Source organism: Streptomyces sp. MS191 (assembly GCF_008042125.1).
Lineage (GTDB): Bacteria > Actinomycetota > Actinomycetes > Streptomycetales > Streptomycetaceae > Streptomyces.
The window spans coordinates 1-2,022 of the sequence record NZ_RDBI01000176.1 but is presented as its reverse complement, the minus strand read 5'-3'; the positions used below and the strand labels follow the sequence as shown (position 1 = coordinate 2,022).

The window sequence follows — 2,022 nt, the reverse complement described above, 5'->3', positions numbered from 1 at the left end:
GTACCTCACGCCGAAGCCCGGCGAGGCGACGGACATCCTCGTCCGGGCGGGTCCCGGCACCTCGCAGCGGGAGCTGGTCGACGCCCTGGCCCCGGCGCTTCCCGAGGGAACCGAGGCCGTCACCGGGCAGGGGTCCCGTCGTCGGTGCGGTGGGTGCTGCGGCGTGTCGTCACGACCTCGCCTCCTGGGTACGGGTGCCGCCGTCGAAGGCCTTCAAGCGGTCGAGGACCCGCTCGGCGGTGGGTTCCGGCATCCGGTCGACGAGCCGGCCGTCCGCGAGGAAGACCACCTCGTCGGCGTGGGCGGCGGCGACCGGGTCGTGGGTGACCATGACGACCGTGCGGCCGGTCCGCCGCACCGCCCGGCCGAGCAGGCGCAGGACCTCCTCGCCCGAACGCGAGTCGAGGTTGCCGGTCGGCTCGTCGGCGAAGACGACGTCCGGGGTGCCGGCGAAGGCGCGTGCGACGGCGACGCGTTGCTGCTGGCCCCCGGAGAGCTCGGCGGGCCGGTGGCGCAGGCGGTCGCGCAGACCGACGGTGTCGATCAGCGCCTCCAGCCACTCCCGGTCGGGGGCGGTGCCGGCCAGGTCCAGGGGCAGCGTGATGTTCTCGGCGACCGTGAGGGTCGGCAGCAGGTTGAACGCCTGGAAGACGAAGCCGACGCGTTCGCGGCGCAGCAGGGTGAGGCGGCGGTCGTCGAGGGTGGAGAGGTCCGTGTCCCCGATGAGGGCCGCGCCCGACGTGAGGGTGTCGAGCCCGGCCGCGCAGTGCATGAGGGTCGACTTCCCGGAGCCGGAGGGGCCCATGATCGCGGTGAAGCGTCCGGCCGGGAAGTCGACGCTCACCCCGTCCAGGGCCCTGACCTCGGTGTCACCACGGCCGTAGACCTTCACGGCGTCGACGACGCGCGCGGCGGCGCGGCCGGTCTCCGGGGCGGAGGCGGTCTCCGTGGAGGCGGACGTGCTCATCGCGTGCGCCCCTCGGACCCGGCGGAGCGGCCGAACTGCTCCTCGAGGACGGTCAGCCGGCGCCAGTACTCGTCCTCGTCGATCTCTCCGGCGGCGAAACGGCGGCCGAGGAGCGCGATCGGGGACTGCTCGTCGTGGACCGGGCGGCCCCAGGGGCCCCGGCCCCGGGACGGGCCGATGCGTCCGGTCCGGCGCAGCACGGTGACCACGGTGACGATCACGGCCGCCCAGACGAGGGGGAAGAACAGGACCCAGGGGCCGGGTCCCGCGTAGGCCAGTGTGTTCATGATCTCTCAGCTCCTCGTGCGTCGTGCCGACTGCGTGTGCCGGTGCTTCGAGACTCGCGCGGGGAGGGGGTCCGGGTCGTCGTACGGCCAGCGGCTTCGCCCGTACGACGCGGGGAGTAGCGGCGGCCGCGACGGCTGCTCCCTCCTCTGTACCTACTGGTATGTACACTGCCCGCATGAGTACCTCCGAGCGACTGGTCGAGGCCACCCGCGAGCTGCTCTGGGAGCGCGGCTACGTCGGCACCAGCCCCAGGGCGATCCAGCAGGCCGCCGGGGCCGGGCAGGGCAGCATGTACCACCACTTCGCCGGCAAGCCGGACCTGGCACTGGCCGCGATCCGGCGGACGGCCGAGGAGATGCGGGGCACGGCGGAGGCCGTGCTCGGTGGCGGCGGTTCGGCGTACGAGCGGCTGGAGGCGTATCTGCTGCGCGAGCGCCCGGTGCTGAGGGGCTGTCCGCTGGGCCGCCTGACGATGGATCCCGACGTCCTCGCCGACGACCGGCTGCGGGCGCCGGTCGACGAGACCCTCGACTGGCTGCGCGGCCGGATCGCCGACGTCGTCCGGGAGGGCCTGGGCACCGGGGAGTTGACGGGTCCGCTCGATCCGGCCGAACTCGCGGCCACCGTCGTGGCGACCGTTCAGGGCGGCTACGTGCTCGCCCGCGCGGCGGGCTCGCCGGCCGCCTTCGACGCGGCGGCGCGGGGACTCCTCACCCTGCTCGCGCCCCGCGCGAACTGACGGCTCCGCACACGGCCCGGCCCGCTCC

3 protein-coding genes are annotated in these 2,022 nt (G+C 74.6%); 1 reads left to right on the top strand and 2 read right to left on the bottom strand.

The genetic code is table 11. The annotated features are described in order from the left end of the window. Nucleotides 1-169 precede the first annotated feature (169 nt). Both EAO71_RS36180 and EAO71_RS36175 read right to left on the bottom strand, forming a co-directional pair. On the bottom strand, nt 170-967 hold the full coding sequence (locus EAO71_RS36180) for an ABC transporter ATP-binding protein (protein WP_147982042.1): 798 nt from the start codon (nt 965-967) through the stop codon (nt 170-172). Further along, complete coding sequence (locus EAO71_RS36175; protein WP_147982041.1) at nt 964-1,254, bottom strand: SHOCT domain-containing protein; 291 nt, start codon at nt 1,252-1,254, stop codon at nt 964-966. Before EAO71_RS36175 ends, EAO71_RS36180 begins: the two co-directional genes overlap by 4 nt. A gap of 161 nt (nt 1,255-1,415) precedes the next feature. Between EAO71_RS36175 and EAO71_RS36170 the strand changes: the two genes are divergently transcribed. Beyond that, entirely contained in the window at nt 1,416-1,994 is a 579-nt protein-coding gene (locus tag EAO71_RS36170) for a TetR/AcrR family transcriptional regulator (protein WP_147982040.1), read from the top strand. Nucleotides 1,995-2,022 lie beyond the last annotated feature (28 nt).

What these genes read in the sequence shown, in the direction of transcription:
- EAO71_RS36170 (WP_147982040.1), top strand. Translation starts at nt 1,416, where the DNA reads ATGTACACTGCCCGCATGAGTACCTCCGAGCGACTGGTCGAGGCCACC.
- EAO71_RS36175 (WP_147982041.1), bottom strand. Translation starts at nt 1,254, where the DNA reads ATGAACACACTGGCCTACGCGGGACCCGGCCCCTGGGTCCTGTTCTTC.
- EAO71_RS36180 (WP_147982042.1), bottom strand. Translation starts at nt 967, where the DNA reads ATGAGCACGTCCGCCTCCACGGAGACCGCCTCCGCCCCGGAGACCGGC.